The sequence below is a fragment of the Streptomyces sp. NPDC002092 genome (assembly GCF_053593775.1).
Genome location: NZ_JBSFDG010000018.1, coordinates 151884 through 173580, shown reverse-complemented (window position 1 = coordinate 173580; position 21697 = coordinate 151884). Strand labels below are relative to the sequence as shown.

Sequence of the window (21697 nt, the reverse complement as noted above, 5' to 3'; positions counted from 1 at the left end):
CGGTTCGTCAACCGGTCGTGCCCAGATCCGCGGCGAACCAGTGCTCCGGCCGCATGCGCACCACCACGTGATCGGCGAGTTCGGCCTCCGCAAAGGCCACGAACTCGTCGAGTGCCGCCCCCGACAGATAGCGCCCGGCCAGCTCACGGTGGAGCGCGCCGCTTCCCACGGCCACCTCGGCGACCGGCCCTTCGACCGACACGTACCGGGTGGTCGGCGCCGTGCGCTGGACCATGAGACTGAAGCGGCCCGCCGCCCTGATCAGGGTCATCTTCCGGGAGCTCGCGCCGGTGAGGATCCACGGCAGACCGCCGGGCTCGTAGGCGTACCAGATCGGCACCACCAACGGCCCCCGGTCGTCACCGGCGGCGACGCCCAGCGCGGCCACCTGCGGCTCAGCAAGGAAACCTTCCCGTTCTTCGCGTGAAAGCGCCATACGACGACTGTACGTACGGCCACCGACAGCTCCCCGCCGCACCCCGTTAGGCTTGGCGTCATGCCAGATCAGACCGCCGACCGGGCCGAGCTGCGCGGCGACTGCGAGCGTTGCTTCGGTCTCTGCTGTGTCGCCCTGCCGTTCGCCGCCTCCGCCGACTTCGCGATCGACAAGCAGGCCGGTACGCCCTGCCGGAACCTGCGGGAGGACCACCGCTGCGGCATCCACGCCCGGCTGCGGCAGCAGGGCTTCAGCGGCTGCACGGTCTACGACTGCTTCGGCGCGGGCCAGAAGGTCTCGCAGGTCACCTTCGGCGGACAGGACTGGCGCACGGCCTCGCGGGCGGACGCCCGGCGCATGTTCGACGTGTTCCCGGTCGTACGGCAGCTGCACGAGCTGCTCTGGTACCTCACCGAAGCTCTCGCCCTGCCCCCGGCGCGCCCGGTCCACGCCGAGCTGCGCCGCGCCCTGCGGAAAACCGAGGAGCTCACCCGCCAAAACCCCGAGCAGCTGGCCGCGTTGGACGTGGGCGCGCATCGGCAGGACGTCAATGTGCTCCTGCTGAAGACCAGCGAGCTGGTACGGGCCGGTGCCGGTGCCGGTGCACGCGGCCGCAAGAAGGACCGCCGCGGCGCCGACCTGATGGGCGCCCGTCTCAAGGGCGCCGACCTGCGCGGTGCGAACCTGCGCGGCGCCTACCTCATAGCCGCCGACCTGACCGGAGCCGACCTGCGCGGCGCGGACATGATCGGAGCCGACCTGCGCGACGCCGATCTCAGCGACGCCGACCTGACCGGCGCCTTCTTCCTCACCCAGCCCCAGCTCAACGCCGCCCGCGGCAGCGCCGGCACCCGGCTGCCGGACTCACTCACCCGCCCCGTGCACTGGACAGCGCAGCTCTGACGGGGCCTCCTCGACGGCCGGCGCGTCCGCGGCGGCCACGGTGACCGGTCGCCGCTCCAGGTGCAGCCGCAGCCCCTCCGGCATCAGGGTGAGCCGCTCGGTCACCCGCAGCCGGTAGTCCGGGTCGGGCCGCAGGTCGTAGCGGCGCAGCAGCAGACCGAGCACCAGCGTGGCCTCGTGCAGCGCGAACTGCCGCCCGATGCACGCTCGCGCGCCCGTCCCGAACGGCTTGAAGGTGTGCGGGGCCCGGGACCGTACGGCCTTCGGGTCGAAGCGGTCCGGGTCGAACCGCTCCGCGTCGGGGCCCCACACCTGCGGGTCGCGGTGCAGCATCGCGGTGAGGACCAGCGCCCAGGCACCGCGCCGCATCGGATGGTCCCCGGCCAGCACGGTGTCCTCGCGGGCCTCCCGGGCGAAGGCCGGCGCCGTCGGCCACAGCCGCAGTGCCTCGTCCAGCACCCGCCGCACATATCGCAGCTTGGCCACCTGGTCGTAGCCGGGCACCGCCGCATCGCCCCAGACGGCGTCCACCTCGGCCCTGGCGCGGGCCGCGATCTCGGGGTGCCGGGAGAGGTAGTGCAGGGCGAAGGAGAGCGCGCCCGAGGTCGTCTCGTGGCCCGCCACCAGGAAGGTGATGACCTGGCGGCGCACGTTCTCGGCGGACAGCCGCTCCCCGGTCTCGGGGTGGGCCGTCTCCAGCATCCGGTCCAGCAGATCCCCGTCGCCGCCCTCGCCCGATGCGCGGCGGGTCAGGACCAGCTCGTCGACCGTGCGGTTGAGATACGCGATGTCGGCCTCGTTGCGGCGGGAGGCGCTGCGCAGCAGGAAGGGTGCCAGCGGCGAGGGCACCGTGTTCAGGCGCTGGGCGTACTTCAGTGTGCCCACCATCGCGGTCACGAAGGGATGCAGCCGGGGCCGCTCGAAGGAACCGAAGTCGTGCCCGAACCCGGTGCGCGCGATCGTCTCCAGCGTCAGCTTGGTCATGTCACCGGGCACGTCCACCGCCCGGCCCGCCGCCAGCTCGCGGTCCCAGTGGTCGGTGAGCCGCTCGGCCACCGCCAGCATCATCGGGTGGTAGCCCTCCATGGCCTCCCGGCTGAAGCCCGGGGCGAGGACGTCGTGCGCCAGCTGCCAGTTCGGCTCGTGGTTGTACGCCGTGAACAGCGCGTCCCCGACGACCGGCCGCAGATTGGCGACTCCGAGGCCGACGTGCTTGGCGAAGCGCGACTCGTCCGCCATGTCGGCCGCGGCTTCGGCGCCCCAGACGAACACGAACTCCTTGCCGAACGCCTTGCGCCGGAAGATCGGCCCGAGTTGCCGCGCGTAGCGCATGGAGTCCTGGACGGGCGCGCGCCGGTCGGCGCCGAGCACATCGCCGAGCAGGGGGAGCCGATGCGGGGGATGCGGAATGCGGTGCAGCTCGGGCCAGCCCTGTTCGGCGCCCCGGAACCCCTTGGGAAGCGTGGCCTGTATCGCCGGCCGGGCCCCTGACGTCGTCTCCGCCATGACGCGTTCTCCCTTGAATCAGCGGCAGGTCGAGCTGTCGTAACGACTGCTTGGTGCTTCTGTTGTACGTGGGTTCAATAGCGGGTCCAGTCTGATCCCGCTGTTGAACCGGCGTCAAGTAAAGTGCGGGCATGGCCGCGAACCAGGGCGAGCGCACGCGTCGCCGGCTCAGCACCGAGGAGCGCCGGGAGCAGCTGCTCGCGGTGGGGGCGCGGCTGTTCTCGGAGAGCCCGTACGACGAGGTGTGGATCGAGCAGGTCGCCGAGATCGCCGGTGTCTCGCGCGGGCTGCTGTACCACTACTTCCCGACCAAGCGGGACTTCTTCGCCGCGGTCGTCGAGCGGCAGAGCGAGCGGATGCTGCGGATGACGGCGGCGGTGCCCGGGGTGCCGGCGCGCGAGCAGCTCGCTGCCGGTCTCGACATCTTTCTGGATTACGTGCACACGAACGCACACGGCTTCCGTGCCTTCCATCGTGCGGACGCGGCGGGGGACCAGGTGATCCGCAGGGTCTACCAGCGGGCGCTCGCCGCCCAGGAGCGGCAGATCCTGGCGACGCTCGCCGCCGACCCCGAACTCGGCCCGGTCGCGCAGCAGCGCCCCGACCTCAAGCTGGCCGTCCGCGGCTGGCTGGCCTTCACCACGGCCGTCTGCCTGGAGTGGCTGCGGGGATCGGATCTGACCCGGGAGCAGGTGCGTGACCTGTGCGCCCGGGCGCTGCTGGGTGTCATCGCACCCTGAGGTGCACACGCTTCGGTCACCCCGTGGTTGGCGTACACCCCGATCTTCGATAGGTTAGGCAAGGCTTACCTAAGGAGGTTTGGGATGGGTGTCAGCCCCAACTGGACGGCCGCGCCTGCCGCGGCCGAACGGGCCAGGTCGGTACTCGCCGCCGCCTGGTCCTGCGCGGTGACCGCGGACGGCGGCCGCGAGGAGTTCGTCGGCGCGCACAGCGTGGACGAGGACGGCCGGGTGCTGCTGCACGTGCCCGAGGACAGCGTTCTGCTCGGGGCCGCGATCTGCGCACCCCGCGGAGAACCCCATGCGGTGCTGGAGTTCGCCGACGTCGCACCCGTCCCGGTACGCCACCGCATCCGTGCCCGGCTCTGGCTCGCCGGGTACTTCCTCCCCGAGGACGGCCGCCTGGCGTTCCGTCCGACCCGGATCGTGCTGCGGCAGTCGTCCGGCGCGGTGGTCGTCGACCTCGACGAGTTCGCCGCCGCCGAGCCCGACCCGCTCGCCCTCGCCGAGGCGCACCTGCTGACCCATCTCGCCGACTGCCATCCCGACGCCGTCGAGCGGCTCACCCGGCTCGTCGACCACGCCAGTCTGCATGGCGCGGTCCGCGTCCAGCCCGTCGCCGTCGATCGGCACGGGCTGACCCTGCGCATCGAGCGCAACCGCGCCCACGGCGACGTACGACTGCCTTTCCACGCGCCCGCCGACGACGTGGGCCAACTCACCGACCGCATGCACGTCCTGCTCGCGCAGGCCAGTGCCGCCTCCTGCCCGCGTGCCCTACAGCGGCAGCGCGCAGACGGCGACGGGTGAGGCGAACGGCTCGCCCGCGAGCCGCAGGTCACCGCTCTTGCCGTCCACGTGGAAGACGCTGACCGTGCCGGACTTCTGGTTCGCCGCGAACAGCAGACTCCCGTCCGGCGAGAAGGCGATCTGGCGCGGGAAGTCACCCGACACCGGCACCGTGCCGAGCAGCCGCAGCCGGGCGCCGTCCGCCTCGACGGCGTAGCGCGCGAGGCTGTTGTCGCCGCGGTTGGCGAGATAGGCGTAGGAGCCGTCGGCGGTCACCAGGATCTGCGCCGGGTAGTTGGTGCCCGGGCCGGAGCCCGTGGACTGCGGCTCGCCGATCGTCAGCCGTCCGGTGGCGGGCTCGTACGCGCAGACGGTGACCGTGTCGTCGACCTCGTTGGCCAGATAGGCGTGCCGTCCGTCGGGGTGGAAGGTGAGGTGGCGCGGACCGGCGCCCGGCCGGGTGTGCGCCTGCGCGACCTCGGTGAGGGTTCCCCTGCGCTCGTCCAGACGGTAGCTGTAGACGGTGTCCGTGCCCAGGTCGACGGCGAGCACATGGCCGCCGTCGGGGCTGGTGATGAACTGATGGGCATGCGGGCCCTGTTGGCCTGGCCCGGGGGCCGGAGTCGAGTGCGTGACCACGTCCGTGCGCTCGCCCAGTGCGCCCGACTCGTCGATCGGGTGCACGGCCACGCTGCCCGAGGTGTAGTTGGCGCTCAGCAGCCAGCGGCCGCTGGGATGCACGGAGAGGTGGCAGGGTCCCGCCCCGCCGGTGGAGCGGGCGCCCAGGATCTTGTGGTCGGCGAGGCGCACGGCGGTCACGGCGCCGTCGTCGTGCTCGTTCACCGTGTACAGCGTGCGGCGGTCCGGGTGGAGCGCGAGATACGACGGGTTGACGATGCCCGTCAGGGTTCCGGTGCCCGTGATGCGGCCGGACGTGGGGTCGTACGTGGCGAGTCCGACGCCCGTGCCGCCGCCCTCGACCGTGGTGTAGGTGCCGATGTACAGCGGCTGGGGGCCGGAGGATTTCCCGGCCGAAGGCGGCGCGCTGGGCCGGGCTGACGGCTGCTTGGCAGCGGGGGCCGCCTGGTCGGGGATCGACGCGGTGTGGGCGGCCGCGTCCTTGGGCGGCGCGGGTGCCGGCAGAGCCGCCACCGCGGCCGCTCCCGCGAGCGCGCCGACGAAGCGGCGCCTGCTCCAGCCGCCGCCCGCCGCTCCCGTCCCACTGCCCATGTCCACACCTCAGGTGGTCGCTCGCCTCGTTCGTGACAAGCCACCATGACCCGTGCCCGCCGGTGTCCGCAAGAACGGCAATGGGTGTTGCGCAGGGTGCAATGACCGCGGGTCTACCAGTCCCCGTCCTGCACCGGCTTGCCCGGTGCGCCCTTCAGCGGCTTGACCTGCTGCGGCGCGGGATCCTGCCAGGGCTCGTGGTCGTCGCCGAGCCAGTCGCCGACCGGTTTCACGCCCTCCAGCGTGTCCGTGGGCACGAGATCCTCCGCGTCCTGGTCGTAGTAGTCGTACCAGGGCAGTCCGGCCCGGGTGTACTGCGCACGGTTCACGGGGGACGGCGGGGGAGCCTCGCCGGTGATGCGGCGCCACTCCGGAGGTGTCACCAGGTGCACGAACACCCGCCCGGCGGGTTCCTCGGCCCAGTCCGCGAGCGGCCGGTCGTCCCGGTAGACCTCCTGCCGCATCGAACCTCCGACGCCGAGCCCCATGGCCGCGGCGGGACGCGCACCGCCCGCCGGAGCCGCCGCCGGCGCCGGGCCGCCCGGCGCGGCCGCCGCCATGGGCAGCGCCGCTCCGTAGCCACCGGCCGACATGCTCGAACGCCGCAGCTCGGAGCGGCGCCGCTCCTCCTCGCGCCACTCGGCCAGCCTGGCCTCGCGCAGCGGGAAGGACTGCAGCTGGACGCCTCCCCAGGTCTCCTCGCCCGTGACCTGGCCCTCGACGGTCGCCCCCAGGCCCAGCGGCACCGCCACGAACTGGCGGACCGTGCCCTTCCCGGAGTTGATGCCGTCCAGCCAGGGCTGGCGGGGCAGCACGAGGTAGTTCTGCGGATTCCGGGACAGCCGGTCGCTCCACGGCTTACCCGAGACCGCGCACACCTTTCCGACCCCGACCTGCAGGGCGGCCGGCTCCGCGGTCCCCCCGAAGCTCAGCCACATCGCCTCGCGCAGATACACCGGCAGCATCACACCGCCGCGCGCACGCCACTGCTCGGGCACCGTGTCCGGGAAGTCCGTGATCCGGCGCACCGGGAACTCGCCCAGTCCCGGCGGCAGCGGATGAGTGCCCGTCTCCGGCAGCCGCAGCGTGCGCACGAACCGCACCGCCACACCCCCCGGCAACCGCAGGGTGTTCCCGTCGATCCGCACGCCCGTGTCCGTCATCCGCCCGCCCCCTTGCTCTCCGGCCCCGGACGCGTACGCCGCTCCGGTGACTCCATCACCCAGAACGACGCCCGGTGCCGTCGGGGTTCCTGCGCAGCACCTCCGGGACCCGCAGCCGCTCGGAATCGCGCAGGCTCTCCCGCAGCCTGGTCAGCCGCGGCATCCGCTCGCGCTGTTCGCGGGAGTTGCGGTCCAGCTCCTCGAAGAGGCGGCGCGAGCGGTGCTCGGTGTCCATCTCATCGAGGATGCGATTGACCTCGGTCAGCACGGCGCCGTACAGCTGCCAGCTGCGGGCGTCGCGCTGGACCTCCTCAAGGAGCAGCTGGGCCAGCTTGTCGCGGGTGGCCGCGGCCTGCCGCAGCTCCGCGGCCAGCCGGGACTCCGCCGATTCGGCGCTCACACTGACGTGGCTGGTGACCAGCACCGCGAAACTGACCACGGCGTCGGCGATCTCCGACAGCAGCCCCTCCACGGCGGCCCCCGTCTCGGGCGCGAACAGCGGCTCGGGATCGCGTTCCTTGGCGAGGTCGGTGAGGGTGCGCGCCAGCACCCGCAGCACCACCGTGCAGATCTCCAGCGTGTCGAGGCCCGTGCGCAGCACCACCCGGTGCAGCAGGCCCTCCCGCACCCGGGGATTGAGCCGCAGGCTGTCCTCGGCCTGTCTGAGGGCCGCGTCGACCTCGACGATGTCGTGATCCAGCCGGCGTGCCTCGTGCAGTCGTTCTGTCGCCCGCTCGACGGGCGTGCGGCCGGCGGCCTCCTCGCCCATGCGCAGCATCAGCTGCCGCACCCGGCGGGCCAGACCCTCGATCGACTCCCCGGCCTCGTCCACCCACACGGGTGGCGCGAGCAGCAGATTGCAGCCGAACCCGACGACCGCGCCGATCAGTGTCTCCACCACCCGCGCCCAGGCCGTGTCCCCGTGGGTCGTCACCCCGAGCACCAGCATCGCGCTGATCGCCACCTCGGGCACGTACTCCTCGACCCGCACGAGCCGCCCCACCGCCAGCGAGGCAACGATCAGCAGGGCCAGACTCCACCAGGTCAGACCGACCAGAAGGCTGAAGGCGATCGCGACGAGGACGCCGGCCACGACCGAGTTCACCCGGCGGATGCCGTTGGTGAGGGTGGCGTAGAGGGTGACCTGGACGACCAGCAGCGCGGTCAGCGGAGCGGTGAGCGGTGCGGGCTCGGGGCTGAGGCGCAGTGCGACGACGTAGGCGATCGTCGCCGCGGCAGCCGACCGCAGGGTCTGTACGACCATCGGGTCCCGGCGCCGCTTCACAAAGCGCACGACAGACGCCGTCCACTCACATACCACTCGCATCCTCGGGCCGCGCTCCTTCCTGTCCTTGAAGACCTGTCCCTGAGGACCGTGTCATTGAGGACCGTAACTGTCCGCAAGGCAGCCTAGATTGTTCATGTCGGTCGAAGGGTGACAGGAGGGGAACAATCGTGGAGTACACCCAGGGCATCGAGGTTCTCACGCAGGCGCACGCTTATCTCGCCGAGGTGGTCGCCGGAGTGCCGGAGCCGGCGTGGGGAGCGCCGACGCCGTGCAGCGAGTGGACGGTACGGCAGGTCCTCAACCATGCGCGGATCGACCAGCAGGCCTACGGCCTCGCGATCACCGGCGGCCGCCCGGACTCGGACCCGTTCCACCCGGCCGACGCCCTCGACGGAGATCCTGCTGCGGAGCTCGACAAGGTGCTGCGGTCGGTGGCGGACGCCTACGCGGGACTGCCCGCCGACGCCGAACAGGCGCCGACTCCGCTCGGCCCCCTGCCCGTGCCGCTCGCCGCGGCGGCAGCCGCCATGGACGCGGCGGTGCACGCCTGGGACATCGCGGTGGCCACACGCCAGGACCGGCCGCTGACCGGCGAACTCGCCGAGGGGATCCGGCCGGCGGCGGAGCGGCTCGTCGATCACCTCCGGGACGCGTACCAGGTGTTCGCGCCCGCACGGGAGCTGGAGCCGGGCTACGACAGCGCCGAGGCGCTGCTCGCCTTCCTGGGCCGCGACCCGCACTGGTCGCCTGCTGCGTCCTGACGCACCCGGCGCAGACGAGACGAAGGCCGGCAGATCCGCCAGCAGCGAGGCCCGCAGCAGTGCGAGGCCTCGCAGGCGGTCGCGGCGCAGCCGCACCAGCCCTGCCACGGCCGGCCCTTACGACCTCGCGCTCGCCCGCATCCGCGCCCCCTGATCCACCTTCACCGGGTGGGGACGCCCCTGCTCCGGGACCGGTAGCCGGCCACTTTCGCGAGGTTGCCGCAGCGGTCCATGGAGCACCAACGGCGGCGCCGGGCCTGGGAGTCGTCCAGGAACAGCAGGGAGCAGTTCGGGTTCTCGCACTGCTTGACCCGTTCCAGCAAGGGGCTGCGCACCAGCAGGACGGCATCGCGGGCGACCGTCGCCAGAGCGGCCCGGGCCGGCTGTCGGGCCGTCCAGCGTACGGGCCCCAGCTGGGGGGCGAGGTCGGGGCGGGCCGCCGCCTCGTTGATCAGCTCCACATCGGCCGGTTCCGGGTCCTGCCCGGCCATCGACGTGCGCACGAGGCGGTAGAGGGCCTCGCGCAGGTCGCGGGCGCCGGTCAGGTCCCGGGCGGTGACCCGTACCGGCTCGCCGTCGGCGGTCAGCTCCGCCTCCGTGAACCAGCGGGCGAGCGCGGCCGGGTCCGGGAGCCGCTCCAGGGGTGCGGACGCGTGCCGCCGGCCGAGCGTGGCCACGAAGTTCAGACAGGGGCGGCCGCCGATGAACGGGAAAGCGGGCGCCGGGTCGGCGGGCGGGGCGGAGGTGCCGGTCATGGGAGAGAGCGTACACCGGTTCAGGTGGTGTCGCCCGTGGCCACGACCTTGACACCGGTTGAAGTGGTGTTGGATGGTGACACCACTTCAACCGGTGTCAGTCGCATGGTCGGCTGTGGCAGGAAGCGGGTGCGGTATGCGTGCGGTACGGATCGACGAGTTCGGCGGCCCCGAGGTGCTGGTGCCGGTCGAGGTGCCCGACCCCGTGGCGGGGCCCGGTGAGGTGCTGGTGCGGATCGCGGCGGCGGGCGTGAACCGCGCCGACGCGCTGATCAGGAAGGGTGTCTACCACCGGGCCGGGCGGCCGCCGCTGATCCCTGGCGTGGAGGCGGCTGGCGTCGTCGCGGCGGTGGGGGAGGGGGTGACCGGTCTGGAGATCGGGCAGCGGGTCATGGCCCTGGACGGGGTGAACGCCCCCGGGTTCTATGCCGAATCGGCGGTCGTGCCCGCCACCCAGGTCACCGTCCTGCCGCACGGCGTGGGCCTCACCGAGGCGGCCGCCCTGCCCGTGGCCTGGCTCTCCGCCTGGTACTGCCTGCGCCACCTCGCCCGGGTCACCAAGGAGGACACGGTGGTGGTGAAGGCGGCAGCGAGCGGGGTGGGCAGCGCGGCCGTGCAGATCGCCGCGGAGGCGGGCGCCCGGGTCGTCGCGCTTGCCGGCTCGGCCGAAAAGGCTGCCTGGGCAGGGGAGTTCGGCGCCCAGGTCACCGTCGACACCTCCGCCCACCCCGACGACGCGGAGGTCGAAGAGGTGCTGCGGCTGACCGACGGCCGCGGCGCCGACGTCGTCCTCGACACCGTCGGCGGCCGGGCGTTCGCCCGCAGTCTGCGCCAGGTGGGCCACGGCGGCCGGGTCGTGGCCCTCGCCAACGTCGCCCTGGAGCAGAGCACCGTCGACACCCGCGACTTCTACCCGAAGAACGCAGCCATCCTCGGCTTCCAGCTCACCAACCTCCAGATCCACGGCTACGACCCCCGCAACGATCTGCGGGAGCTCGCCGAGCGCGTCGCCTCCGGGGCGTACCGGGTGCCTGTCGAAACCGTCGTACCCCTCGAACAGGCCCGCACCGCCCACGAGTTGCTGGAACGGCGCAGCAACCGCGGCAAAATCGTCCTGGCGGTGGCCGACCTCTGAGTGATCTCATGAGGGGGTCTCAGGGGGTTCCTCGGGGCGCTTCGGGACCGGTTCGAGGGGGAGAACGGGTGGATTTCGGGAACGTCGGCTCACCGCGGGCGCGGCAGGCACTGCGCCATGTCGCCGCCCGCTCGACGGGCCCGGCCCTCCGGCCCGACCTGCGCATCACCCTGAACTTCCACCCCGACCGGCTGGTCGGCGGGCTGCCCATCCTCCAGGCGCTGGCCCAGGACGGCGCCTACCACTCGCAGTTCGTCACCGGCACCAGCAACGGCGGACTCACCGCACACCCCGGCGGTGACCGCTGGCGCTGGGAGAGCCGGATCTTCGGCGGCGCCTACGACGACGCCGACCCGCACGAGCGGCCCGTGTACGGCGCACTGAACTTCCGGCACCAAGTGGTGGGCGCCGCCCCGCGGTTCGGCTCCTCGCACTTCAGGCTCACCGCCGCCGCCCTCGCCCGCACCACCTTCTGCTACCCCGACAGCGCGGCCGAGCCGACCGACTTCGGGGTGGCCGCCGGCATGTCGCTGATCGCGCTCGCCGAAGCCGACGAGCAGGACGCCCTCAACGACTACATCGAGGCCCAGGTCCACGGTGGCGTACGGCTCGCCGCGCACATCGAGGCGCTCGTCCTGGACGCCGGCTACCGCGGCACGCCCGTCGAGGCCGCCGCCCGCCTGCTGCCCTGCCCCGTCGAGTGGCACCCCGGCTACCGGCTGAGCGTGGCGGAGTTGCGGGAGCACGCCGACTACCGCGGGGCGGAGTACGCGGAACTGGGCGCCCGGATCGCCCAGGACGGCCACGTGGATCCGCGGATCATCGGCGACGCCGCCCGCACCGGCCGCCACGAACTGCAGGACCTGAAGATGGTCTGGCACACCCTCGCCCGCTTCGGCGCCCCCGAAGGGGCGGGCACCGCCTATGCGCCCGGCGGCCACACCCCGGGCGTGAGGACGCCGAGCGCATAGGCGCGCGCCACCAGTTCGGTACGGTTCGAGGCGCCCCAGCGCGCCGACAGCCGCCGCAGGTGATAGGTGACGCCGTCCGCGCTGAGACCGGTCTCCTTGGCGGCCCTGGCGGTGGTGGCGCCCCCGGCGAGCAGCGCCAGGATGCGGGCCTCCACCGGCGCCACCCGCACGGGTTCCTCACCGAGCGGCTCGCGCTCGCCCCGCACCCGCAGCATCACCAGCAGGGCGGGCGTCTCCTCCACGGTGTCGCTGACCGGATCGGCGGTCAGCTCCCCGAACCGCTCGCCGCCGCCCGGCCCTTCCCAGCACACCGACACCTGATAGCGCGAGCGGTGCCGCAGCCGCAGCGCCTGCGCGATCCGCTCCACCTGCGTGGCCTCCTGCGGCCGGAACAGCTCCAGCACATCACGGCCGCGCAGCCGCCCCGGAGTCGTACCGCACTCGGTCGCCATCGCCGGGTTGGCCAGCAGGACGGCGCCGTACGCGTCGCACACCGCGACGGGCACGGAGACCCGGTCGAAGAGCGTCAGGGCGCGATTGCGCCACATCACGGCCTCCCGACGGCCCTCTTCCACCAAGACCTCCCGCCACCCGCACGACGGCGACACGCACTACATGCACTACACAATCATGTGGCGAGCCAGGCCGCTTGATCCGGCCCGAGCAGACCAACGTCCAGTGAGCCGCTCGCCAGCAGGACCGAGGTGTGCGCGGGCAGCCGGTACGGCTCGGCCGAGAGGTTCACCACGCACACGAAGCCGGGCTCGCGGCGGAAGGCCAGGACACCGGCCGGGGCGTCGACCCAGCTCAGGCCGCCGTCGCCGAGAGCCCGGTGGTCGCGGCGCAGACGCAGGGCGGCGCGGTACAGCTCCAGCATCGAGCCCTCGACACCGTCCTGCGCGGCCACGCTGTGATCCGCCCAGCCGTCCGGCTGCGGCAGCCAGGGCTCGGCCGTGGTGCCCTCCGGGCTGAAGCCGTACGGGGCACTGCGACCCGACCACGGGATCGGCACCCGGCAGCCGTCGCGTCCGCGGTCGGTGTGCCCGGAGCGCTTCCACACCGGGTCCTGGAGGACCGACTCGGGCAGGTCCTCGACCTCCGGCAGCCCGAGCTCCTCGCCCTGGTAGATGTAGGCGCCGCCGGGCAGCGCGAGCATCAGCAGGGCTGCGGCGCGGGCCCGCCGGGTGCCCAGGGCCAGATCCAGGGGGCCCTCGGGCCGGTAGGGCTCGTTGGCCACCCAGCGCCGGACCACCTTGCGGCCGTAGCGGCTGGGGTGGCGCATCACGTCGTGGTTGGACAGCACCCAGGTGGCCGGGGCGCCCACCGCGCCGAGCATGGCAAGGGAGTCGTCGATGACGGCCCGCAGCTCCTTCGCGTCCCAACTGGACATCAGGAAGTCGAAGTTGAACGCCGTGTGCAGACCGTCCTGGCGGACGTAGGCGGCGAGCCGCTCCGGGGTGTCCGCCCAGGCCTCGGCGACGAACGAGCGGTCACCGGGGAACTCGTCGGCCACCCGGCGCCAGGCGCGGTAGATGTCGTGCACCTCGTCCCGGTCCCAGTGCGGGTGGTCCAGATGCCGCCGCGGGCCGTGGGGCGCCACTTCCGGGCGCGGCGGCAGGTCGGGCAGCTCGGGATGCTTGACCAGCCCGTGCGCGACGTCGATACGGAAGCCGTCCACGCCCCGGCTGAACCAGAACCGCAGGATCGACTCGAACTCCGCCCGCACCTCCGGGTGTTGCCAGTTGAGGTCCGGCTGCTCGGGGGCGAACAGGTGCAGGTACCACTCCCCGTCGGGCAGCCGGGTCCAGGCAGGGCCGCCGAAGCAGGACACCCAGTCGTTGGGCGGCTCGGCGCCGTCCGCGCCACGGCCGGCCCGGAAGACGTATCGCTCCCGCTCCGGGCTGCCAGGACCGGCAGCCAACGCCGCCCGGAACCAGGCGTGCTGGTCGGAGGTGTGGTTGGGCACGATGTCCGGGATCACGCGGATGCCGTGCCGGTGTGCCTCGTCGATGAGCTGCTCAGCCTCGGCGACCGTGCCGAACAGCGGATCGACCTGCCGGAAGTCGGCGACATCGTAACCGTGGTCGGCCATCGGCGACTTGTACCAGGGGTTGATCCAGATCGCGTCCACGCCGAGCGACTTCAGATACGGCAGCCGGGAGCGGATGCCCGCGATGTCGCCGACGCCGTCGCCGTTGCCGTCGGCGAAACTGCGGACGTAGACCTGGTAGATGACGGCGTCGCGCCACCAAGGTGCGGTGCTGGTGGACATGTGGGTGCGTACTCCTCGTACATCAGTGGGGGTACATCAGTGGGAAAGGGGCTACTTCGCCGCGCCCGCCGTGAGGCCGGCCACGATCCGGCGCTGGAACAGCAGCACCACCACCACGAGCGGAACCGTGACCAGGACCCCGGCGGCCATCTGGCTGCCGAACGGCGTCTCGAACTGGGTCGCCCCGGCGAACTTGGAGATCGCCACGGGCGCGGTCTGGATGGAGGGCTTGTTGGTCATCGACAGTGCGATGAGGAACTCGTTCCAGGCGGCGATGAAGGTGATGATCGCGGTGGTGAAGATGCCGGGCGCGGCGAGCGGAATGATGACGCGGCGGAAGGCCTGGGCACGGGTGCAGCCGTCGATCATGGCCGCGTGCTCCAGCTCGTCGGGCATCTGCCGGAAGAACGCCGTCAGGTTCCACACCGCGAGCGGCAGCGTGAAGGACAGGCTGGGCACGATCATCGCCTGGTAGGTGTTGATCCAGCCGAAGCCGACGAACATCTTCAGCAGCGGCACCACGATCGACACCACCGGGAACATCGACGTGGCGATGATCAGCGTCAGCACGAACCGTTTGAAGCGGAACTCCAGCCGCGCCATCGCATACGCCGTGAACGTCGCCAGCAGCAGTGCGCATACGGTCGTGATGCCCGCTACGACAAGACTGTTGAACAGGGCACGGGTGAAGTTCTCGGACGGGTCGAGCACGGCACGGTAGTTCTCGAACGAGATCCGCGCAGGGAACAGGGAGTTGTCGAAGATGTCCGAGGTGCGGCGCAGACTGGAGACCAGCATCCAGTAGAAGGGTGCCAGACAGTAGGCGACTACCGCGGCGACCCCGAGCCAGAGCAGTGCTCTGCGCAGGACCGGGTGCAGGGCGGCGGAGTTCATGCGGCCACCTCCTTGTGGCGGCGCGGCACCACGTCGGCGCCCAGCAGCCGCACGAACGCCAGCGCGATGAGGAAGACGTAGACGAAGAGGATCACCGCGTAGGCGGCGGCCGGACCGAACCGCACATTCGCGGCCTGGTCCTGGGCGAGCATGGACAGCGTCTCCACGGACGTCTTCTGCGCGCCGATCAGGATGTACGGCAGGTCGAACATGCGCAGCGCGTCGAGTGTACGGAACAGCACGGCCACCAGCAGGGCCGGCTTGACCAGCGGCAGCGTGATGCTCCAGAACTGGCGCAGCGCGCCCGCCCCGTCCATCCGCGCCGCCTCGTACACCTCCTTGGAGATCACCTGGAGCCCGGCCAGCACCAGCAGCCCGATGAACGGAGCCGTCTTCCACACATCGGCCACGATGACCGCGACCTTGGCGTGGAACCCCTCGGTGGTCCACAGGATCTGCCGGCCGATCAGGGCGTTGGCCACACCGTCGCTGTTGAAGATCCAGCGCCACAGCAGACCCGTGACGGCGGTGGGGATCGCCCACGGCACCAGGATGGACGCCCGGACGACCGCCCGGCCGCGCAGCGCACGGTGCATGATCAGCGCCATCGCGATGCCGAGCACCGTCTCCAGGGTGACCGTGGTGACGGTCAGGAAGGTCGTGTTCCAGAAGGCGTTCCAGAAGCGGTCGCCCGCCGCCCCGAAGATCGCGGTGTAGTTGTCGGCGCCGACGAACGGGTCGTGCTCGCGCACGAACCCCGTCTGCGGGTCGAGGCCGGGGGTGCCGTAGAAGGAGTCCTTCAGCGCAACGATCGTCGGATAGAGCACGACGACCGCCAGGACCAGCAGCGTCGGCGAGACGAGCAGGGCGCCGAGCCTGCCCTCGCCGGAGGTGGCTCTGCGGCGGCGGTCCCGCAGGGCCCGGCCGGCGCTGCCGGGGGTCTTCGCTTCCGGCCGGTCGAGGCTGTCCGGAGGGTTGTGGGTGGTCACCATGTCGTGTCTCCTCACTGCCCCGCCGCCTGTTGCCGCAGGTCCTTCTGCAGGTCCTTGAGCGCGCTCGCGCTGCTCTTGGCTCCGGTCAGCGCGGCGAACGCCTCCCGCTGCACGGCCGCGGTGACATCGCCGTAGCCGAAGACCCGCGGCCGCGGCACCGCATGCAGGATCGACTGCTTGAGGACGGGCAGGTACGGATACTTCTTCACCAGGCGCGGGTCCTGGTACAGGGCCTGGTACGTGGGTGCGGCCGGCGCGTAGGCCAGTGTGAAGCGTTGAGTTTCCTGGCTGGTGAAGAACCGGATGAAGTCGAGTGCGGTGGCCTTGTTCCTCGCCGAGGCGGACAGCGCCAGGTTGTGGCCGCCGAGGCTGGAGGCACCGGGCCCGTTCAGGCCGGGCAGCGGTGCGACGGCGAACTTGCCCGCGACCTTGCTGGAGCCGTCCTTCTTGTTCGCCAGCGGATACATGTACGGCCACTGCCGTTCGAAGACGAGCCTGCCGGACTGGAAGGCGCGGCGGGCGTCCTCCTCCTGGTAGGTGGCGGCCTCTTTGGGGATGGTGCCGTCCCGGAAGGAGCTGACCAGGAAATCCAGACCCTTTTTAGCCTGCGGGGTGTCGAGGTGCGGGCGTCCCTGGGCGTCGGTGACGACCCCGCCCGCGGAGTTCACCGCCTCGGCGAAGTTCACCGTCAGGCCCTCGTACTTCTGGAACTGGCCCGCGTAGCAGGACACGCCTTGGGCCGCGGGCAGCATGCGCACCTTGGCGCAGTCCGCCTTCAACTCCGCCCAGGTGACCGGCGGTCGAGTGATGCCTGCCTGCTGGAGCAGATCGCTGCGGTAGTACAGCATGCCGCCGTCCGAGCTGGCCGGCACGGAGTAGAGGCCGCCGCGGTACATGCCGGTCGCGACGATCGGCTTCAGCATCTTCCCCAGCGGGAAGCGGCCCTCGGGCAGCCGGTCCACCCAGCGGTGCGCCGCGAACTCCGAGGTCCATACGACGTCCAGGGACAGCACGGTGAAGGCGTCCGACTTCGTCGCCGCGTTCTGGATCATCTGCTGCCGCTGGGCGTCGGGATCGGTGGGCAGCTGGACGAAGGTGACCTTCTCGTCCGGGTGCAGCTTGTTCCAGCGGTCGAGCACCGCCTGCACGGTCCCGGTGTTGTCGGCACCGGCGACATAGGTGATGGGGCCGCGCCCCGTACTCGACACGGAGCCGCCGCCGGTGCCGCACGCGGCAACGGCGGCCAGCCCCGCGCACAGCGCACCGGAGCGCCGCAACGCTCTGGTCTTCCTCTTCTTCACGGTCACTCCCGGGCAGCGATTGCATAGAAACATATGCAGGTCAGATCACTTAGAGGTGGGATCTGCTCAAGCAATTGGGCTTCCGCTGAGACAACGCTTGCAAGCTAGGAGCAAGCCAGGCGGCACGTCAATGCGTTACGTGGAAGTAATGCCGTGACAGCGCTGTCACAAGGGTGGACGGATCGGTGCACGCTTGTGCTAACGTCCGCCCATGCCAGCAGCTCAACGGCACACCACGATGGCCGATGTCGCCGAACGGGCCGGGGTCTCCACGTCCACCGTCTCCCGCACGCTGCGCGGACTGTCGAGCGTCTCCCCGGACGTCCGCGCCCGCGTCGAACAGGCCGCCCGCGAGCTGAACTTCGCGGTCTCCCGGCAGGCCTCCGGCCTGGTCACCGGCAGGACCGGAGTGGTGGCGGTGCTCGTGCCCACCCTCAAGTCGTGGTTCATGGGCTCGGCCCTGTCCAGCCTGGGCCCGCTGCTGCGCGCCGCGGACATGGAACTGGCCCTCTATGTGATACCCGACCTGGCCGAACGCGCCTCGTTCTTCGAACAGCTGCCGGCCCGGCGCAACGCCGACGCCCTGCTGGTGCACTGCTTCGACCTCACCGAGGAGGAGAGCGCACGGCTCGACGACCTCGGAATGCCGGTCATCTACGTCAGCCAGCACGCCGAGGGACGCCCGAGCGTGTACGTCGACGACGCGGCCGGCGCCCTGAGCGGCACCCGGCACCTGCTGAACCTGGGCCACCGCCGCATCGCCTTCATGCAGAGCCCGGGCGCCACGGGCTTCTCCTTCAGCTCGCACGAGCGGCTGCACGGCTACCGGCAGGCGCTCGCCGAGGCGGGCATCGCCCTGGACGACTCCCTCGTGGTGGCCGCTCCCGCCGAGGACAAGCGCGCCGTCGCCGAAGCCCTGGGGCAGCTGCTGGGCCTGCGCGAGCCGCCCACCGCGGTCTTCGCCGAGCAGGACGAGCTCGCCGCCACCCTGATCTCGACCCTGCGCAAGGCCAGGATCGAGGTGCCCGAGGCGATGTCCGTCCTCGGCTTCGACGACCAGCCGCTGGCCGAGTGGTTCGACCTGACCACGGTGGCCCAGTCGCCCTCCGAGATGGGCCGCGTGGCGGGCGAGCTGGTCCTGCGACTGATCAACGACCCCGAGGCGGACCACGAGCGGCACATCGTCCTGCCGACCAGCCTGATCCCGCGGGGCACCACCGCCCGGCCGCCCGGCCCCGCGACGGAGGACGAGAACCCCTCCTGAGGGCTTCCGCAAGCCCCCAGGCACGTTCTTGACTACACGATCATGTAGTGCCGTGGCGCGGACCGCCGGATCCGCTCGACCAACCTTGATCGCAGTACTTCCGTACCGCGAAAGGCAGTTGTCGCGCCATGCCCCCCACCGCCCTCCACCCCCACACCGCGGCCACCCTCCCCGGCGTCCCCCTCGTCGACATCACCGCCACCGGACCCGGCCGCACCCCCGTCCAGCAGGTCATGGGCCTCATGCGCGAGCACGGCCCGGTCCTCCTGCGGCGGCTGCACGGACGCGACACGCTGTTCGTCGGCGATCTGGACCTCGTGGCCGACCTCGCCGACGAGACCCGGTTCGCCAAGCATGTCGGGCCCGCCCTGGAGAACGTCCGCGAGTTCACCGCCGACGGCCTGTTCACCGCGTACAACGACGAGCCCAACTGGGCCAAGGCGCACGACATCCTGATGCCCGCCTTCGCGCTCGGCTCGATGCGCACCTACCACCCCGTGATGCTCAAGGTGGCCCAGCGGCTCATCGCGTCCTGGGACCGGGCCGCCCGGGAGGGGCAGCCCGTCGACGTCCCCGACGACATGACCCGGATGACCCTCGACACCATCGGACTCGCCGGATTCGGCTACGACTTCGGGTCCTTCGGACGGGACGAACCCCACCCCTTCGTCGAGTCCATGGTCCGCTGCCTGGAGTGGAGCATGACCCGGCTCGCCCGCAACCCCGGCCGCGACCACTCGGCGGCCGACGCCGCCTTCCGGGACGACTCCGCCTACCTCGCCCAGGTCGTCGACGACGTCATCGCCTCCCGCACCGGCACCGACCAGAGCGGCACCGAGGACCTGCTCGGGCTCCTGCTCACCGCCGCGCACCCGGCCGACGGCACCACCCTGGACGCCGCCAACATCCGCAACCAGGTCATCACCTTCCTGATCGCGGGGCACGAGACGACCTCCGGCGCGATGTCCTTCGCCCTGTACTACCTGGCCAAGCACCCCACCGCGCTCCGGCTCGTCCAGCGCGAGGCCGACGCCGTGTGGGGCGACGAGGCCGACCCCGAACCCGCGTACGACGAGATCGGCAGGCTCACCTACACCCGCCAGGTCCTCAACGAGGCCCTGCGGCTGTGGCCCACGGCCGCCGCCTTCAGCCGGCACGCCCTCCAGGACACCCTGCTCGGCGGCCGGATCCCGCTGCGCGCCGGGCAGGCCGTCACCGTGCTCGCCCCGATGCTGCACCGCCAGCCCGTCTGGGGCGACAACCCCGAGCTGTTCGACCCCTCCCGGTTCACCGCCGAGGCGGAGGCGGCCCGCCCGGTGCACGCCTTCAAGCCGTTCGGCACCGGTGAACGCGCCTGCATCGGGCGGCAGTTCGCACTGCACGAGGCGACCATGCTGCTGGCGATGCTGGTGCACCGCTACCGCCTGCACGACCACGCCGACTACGCGCTCCACGTCAAGGAGACCCTCACCCTCAAGCCCGAGGGCTTCACCCTGACCCTCACCCCGCGCACCACCGCCGACCGGGAACACGGCGTCCTCCCCGGGACCCGCCCGGCCGGGACCCCGCACAGCCCCGACCCGAACACCCTCCCGGCCCGCGTCCGCCCCGGCACCGGCGTCCTCCTCCTGCACGGGAGCAACTACGGCACCTGCCGCGAGTTCGCCGCAGGCCTCGCCGACGAAGCGGCCGGGATCGGCTGCGAGACCGAGATCGCACCGCTTGACGCCTATGCGGGAGGCCTGCCCACCGACCGGCCCGTCGTCATCACCGCCGCCTCCTACAACGGCCGGCCCACCGACGACGCCACCGCCTTCGCCGCCTGGCTGGAGGGCGCCCAGGACCTGACGGACGTCACCTACGCCGTCCTGGGCGTCGGCGACCGCAACTGGGCCGCCACCTACCAGCACGTCCCCACCCGCATCGACGACCGCCTCGCCGAACTCGGCGCCACCCGCCTCGTCGACCGCGCCGCAGCCGACGCCTCGGGCGATCTCACCGGCGTCGTAAGGGACTTCACGGCCCGTCTGCGCACCGCCCTCCTCGAACAGTACGGCGACCCGGACGCCGCCGCCCCGGCCGATGGCGAGCCCACCACGGCGTACGAGGTCCGCACCCTCACCGGCGGTCCCCTGGACGCCCTCGCCGAACGGCACGGGCTCCTCCCGATGACCGTCACCGAGGCGTACGACCTCACCGCGCCCGGCCACCCGCGCCGCAAGCGCTTCGTCCGCGTCGCCCTGCCGGACGGCACCGCCTACCGCACCGCCGACCACCTCACCGTGCTGCCCGTCAACGACCCGGCCCTCGTCGACCGGGCCGCCTCCGCACTGGGCGTCGACCCCGGCACCGTCCTCGACATCCGTGCCACCCGCCCCCGCCGCGACGGCCTGGCGATCGACCGGCCCTTGACGGCACGTCAACTGCTGGCACATCACGTGGAGTTGCAGGAGCGGCCGACGCCCGCCCAGCGGGCCGCGCTCGCCGCCGCCAACCCCTGCCCGCCCGAGCGCGCGGCCCTCGCAGCCCTCCCGTCCGACGACCCGCGCACCCTCGTCGAGCTGATCGAGGACCACCCCGCACTGCGCGGCACCCTCGACTGGCCGCAGCTCCTGGAGATCCTCACGCCGCTGCGACCGCGCCACTACTCCATCTCCTCCTCGCCCGCCGTCGACGCGGGCCACGTGGACCTCATGGTCTCCCTGCTCGAAGCCCCCGCACGCTCCGGCAAGGGTGTCTACCGGGGGACCGGATCGGGGCACCTCGCCACCGTCGCTCCCGGCGAGACGATCCTCGCCCGGGTCCAGCCGTGCCGGGAGGCCTTCCGGGTGGACCACTCCGCCCCGGTCATCATGATCGCGGCGGGCACGGGCCTCGCCCCCTTCCGCGGAGCCGTCGCCGACCGCACGGCCGCCCTCGCGGCCGGCACCGAACTCGCCCCTGCCCTGTGCTACTTCGGCTGCGACGCACCCGGCGCGGACTTCCTCCACGCCGAGGAACTGCGCACTGCCGAGGCCGCCGGAGCGGTGGCGCTCCGACCGGCCTTCAGCACCGCGGGGACCTTCGTGCAGCACCGCATCGCCGCCGAGGCCGACGAGGTCCGGCAGCTGCTCGACGCCGGGGCCCGGGTGTACGTCTGCGGCGACGGTTCGAAAATGGCGCCGGGCGTGCGCGACGCGTTCCGTACGCTGTACCGGGACCGCACGCCCGGAGCCGACCACACGGCGGCCGAGGAGTGGCTCGACGCACTGATCGCGGACGGCCGTTACATCGAGGACGTGTACGCGGCCGGCTGAC

At 72.0% G+C, this 21697-nt stretch carries 19 protein-coding genes; 8 read left to right on the top strand and 11 right to left on the bottom strand.

Features of this window, described 5'->3' with window-relative positions; genetic code table 11:
* Nucleotides 1-7: 7 nt before the first annotated feature.
* Nucleotides 8-436 (bottom strand): pyridoxamine 5'-phosphate oxidase family protein, encoded by a 429-nt coding sequence (locus ACWCRD_RS35375; protein ID WP_450969809.1) that lies wholly within the window; start codon nucleotides 434-436, stop codon nucleotides 8-10.
* A gap of 60 nt (nucleotides 437-496) precedes the next feature.
* On the opposite strand from ACWCRD_RS35375, the gene ACWCRD_RS35370 reads away from it, so the two are divergent.
* A complete protein-coding gene (locus ACWCRD_RS35370) occupies nucleotides 497-1339 on the top strand; it encodes a pentapeptide repeat-containing protein (RefSeq protein WP_450969808.1) in 843 nt (280 codons plus the stop codon).
* Here ACWCRD_RS35370 and ACWCRD_RS35365 read toward each other — a convergent pair.
* Nucleotides 1301-2845: a cytochrome P450 gene (locus ACWCRD_RS35365; protein ID WP_450969807.1), complete on the bottom strand. Its 1545-nt coding sequence runs from the start codon at nucleotides 2843-2845 to the stop codon at nucleotides 1301-1303. The genes ACWCRD_RS35370 and ACWCRD_RS35365 overlap by 39 nt on opposite strands.
* A 131-nt stretch (nucleotides 2846-2976) precedes the next feature.
* On the opposite strand from ACWCRD_RS35365, the gene ACWCRD_RS35360 reads away from it, so the two are divergent.
* Nucleotides 2977-3585 (top strand): TetR/AcrR family transcriptional regulator, encoded by a 609-nt coding sequence (locus tag ACWCRD_RS35360; protein WP_450969806.1) that lies wholly within the window; start codon nucleotides 2977-2979, stop codon nucleotides 3583-3585.
* 84 nt (nucleotides 3586-3669) lie between these two features.
* Nucleotides 3670-4395 carry a DUF2470 domain-containing protein gene (locus tag ACWCRD_RS35355; RefSeq protein ID WP_450969805.1) on the top strand — a complete coding sequence of 242 codons (726 nt, stop codon included), beginning with the start codon at nucleotides 3670-3672 and terminating at the stop codon, nucleotides 4393-4395.
* Here ACWCRD_RS35355 and ACWCRD_RS35350 read toward each other — a convergent pair.
* The 3 genes from ACWCRD_RS35350 to ACWCRD_RS35340 form a co-directional block, all read right to left on the bottom strand.
* The gene (locus ACWCRD_RS35350) at nucleotides 4363-5604 is read right to left on the bottom strand and encodes a lactonase family protein (protein ID WP_450969804.1); all 1242 of its coding nucleotides are present in this window, start codon (nucleotides 5602-5604) and stop codon (nucleotides 4363-4365) included. The two genes, ACWCRD_RS35355 and ACWCRD_RS35350, sit on opposite strands and share 33 nt — an antisense overlap.
* Before the next feature lie 113 nt (nucleotides 5605-5717).
* Nucleotides 5718-6767: a hypothetical protein gene (locus ACWCRD_RS35345; protein ID WP_450969803.1), complete on the bottom strand. Its 1050-nt coding sequence runs from the start codon at nucleotides 6765-6767 to the stop codon at nucleotides 5718-5720.
* A gap of 55 nt (nucleotides 6768-6822) precedes the next feature.
* Nucleotides 6823-8094 (bottom strand): FUSC family protein, encoded by a 1272-nt coding sequence (locus tag ACWCRD_RS35340; protein ID WP_450969802.1) that lies wholly within the window; start codon nucleotides 8092-8094, stop codon nucleotides 6823-6825.
* Between the two features lie 128 nt (nucleotides 8095-8222).
* Between ACWCRD_RS35340 and ACWCRD_RS35335 the strand changes: the two genes are divergently transcribed.
* A complete protein-coding gene (locus ACWCRD_RS35335; protein ID WP_450969801.1) occupies nucleotides 8223-8816 on the top strand; it encodes a TIGR03086 family metal-binding protein in 594 nt (197 codons plus the stop codon).
* A gap of 161 nt (nucleotides 8817-8977) precedes the next feature.
* Here ACWCRD_RS35335 and ACWCRD_RS35330 read toward each other — a convergent pair whose 3' ends face one another.
* Complete coding sequence (locus ACWCRD_RS35330) at nucleotides 8978-9571, bottom strand: CGNR zinc finger domain-containing protein (protein WP_450969800.1); 594 nt, start codon at nucleotides 9569-9571, stop codon at nucleotides 8978-8980.
* Nucleotides 9572-9707: 136 nt separating this feature from the next.
* On the opposite strand from ACWCRD_RS35330, the gene ACWCRD_RS35325 reads away from it, so the two are divergent.
* Complete coding sequence (locus ACWCRD_RS35325) at nucleotides 9708-10706, top strand: quinone oxidoreductase family protein (protein WP_450969799.1); 999 nt, start codon at nucleotides 9708-9710, stop codon at nucleotides 10704-10706.
* Between the two features lie 68 nt (nucleotides 10707-10774).
* Entirely contained in the window at nucleotides 10775-11677 is a 903-nt protein-coding gene (locus ACWCRD_RS35320; protein WP_450969798.1) for a DUF3626 domain-containing protein, read from the top strand.
* Here the strand turns inward: ACWCRD_RS35320 and ACWCRD_RS35315 are convergent.
* From ACWCRD_RS35315 to ACWCRD_RS35295, 5 genes are all read right to left on the bottom strand, one after another.
* Nucleotides 11629-12225: a PAS domain-containing protein gene (locus ACWCRD_RS35315; protein WP_450969829.1), complete on the bottom strand. Its 597-nt coding sequence runs from the start codon at nucleotides 12223-12225 to the stop codon at nucleotides 11629-11631. The genes ACWCRD_RS35320 and ACWCRD_RS35315 overlap by 49 nt on opposite strands.
* 80 nt (nucleotides 12226-12305) lie before the next feature.
* On the bottom strand, nucleotides 12306-13949 hold the full coding sequence (locus ACWCRD_RS35310) for a glycoside hydrolase family 13 protein (RefSeq protein ID WP_450969797.1): 1644 nt from the start codon (nucleotides 13947-13949) through the stop codon (nucleotides 12306-12308).
* Between the two features lie 51 nt (nucleotides 13950-14000).
* A complete protein-coding gene (locus ACWCRD_RS35305; protein WP_450757775.1) occupies nucleotides 14001-14843 on the bottom strand; it encodes a carbohydrate ABC transporter permease in 843 nt (280 codons plus the stop codon).
* Nucleotides 14840-15835: a carbohydrate ABC transporter permease gene (locus ACWCRD_RS35300; RefSeq protein ID WP_450969796.1), complete on the bottom strand. Its 996-nt coding sequence runs from the start codon at nucleotides 15833-15835 to the stop codon at nucleotides 14840-14842. Before ACWCRD_RS35300 ends, ACWCRD_RS35305 begins: the two co-directional genes overlap by 4 nt.
* Nucleotides 15836-15846: 11 nt before the next feature.
* Nucleotides 15847-17136: an ABC transporter substrate-binding protein gene (locus ACWCRD_RS35295; protein WP_450969795.1), complete on the bottom strand. Its 1290-nt coding sequence runs from the start codon at nucleotides 17134-17136 to the stop codon at nucleotides 15847-15849.
* 211 nt (nucleotides 17137-17347) lie between these two features.
* Here ACWCRD_RS35295 and ACWCRD_RS35290 point away from each other — a divergent pair, with 211 nt between their 5' ends.
* A complete protein-coding gene (locus ACWCRD_RS35290; RefSeq protein ID WP_450969794.1) occupies nucleotides 17348-18400 on the top strand; it encodes a LacI family DNA-binding transcriptional regulator in 1053 nt (350 codons plus the stop codon).
* A 128-nt stretch (nucleotides 18401-18528) separates the two neighbouring features.
* Nucleotides 18529-21696 (top strand): bifunctional cytochrome P450/NADPH--P450 reductase, encoded by a 3168-nt coding sequence (locus ACWCRD_RS35285; RefSeq protein ID WP_450969793.1) that lies wholly within the window; start codon nucleotides 18529-18531, stop codon nucleotides 21694-21696.
* Nucleotide 21697 lies beyond the last annotated feature (1 nt).